Here is a 284-nt window from a genome sequence, read left to right on the forward strand (position 1 = left end):
CTCATTCAATGGAAGAAGCGCTGGCGGTTGCCGCTGAAGTTGGCTTCCCGTGCATTATTCGCCCATCCTTTACCATGGGCGGTAGCGGTGGCGGTATCGCTTATAACCGTGAAGAATTTGAAGAAATTTGCGCCCGCGGTTTGGATCTCTCCCCGACCAAAGAGCTGCTGATTGATGAGTCGCTGATCGGCTGGAAAGAGTACGAGATGGAAGTGGTGCGTGATAAAAACGACAACTGCATCATCGTTTGCTCTATCGAAAACTTCGACGCGATGGGTATCCAC

The 284-nt window shown here is 51.4% G+C and carries 1 protein-coding gene; it reads left to right on the plus strand.

Annotation, left to right across the window (positions count from 1 at the left end):
• On the plus strand, positions 1–284 hold a 284-nt coding region (locus LZP73_RS20735; RefSeq protein ID WP_234236858.1), incomplete at both ends, for an ATP-binding protein.

The sequence above is a fragment of the Shewanella sp. AS16 genome (assembly GCF_021412365.1).
GTDB lineage: Bacteria > Pseudomonadota > Gammaproteobacteria > Enterobacterales > Shewanellaceae > Shewanella > Shewanella salipaludis.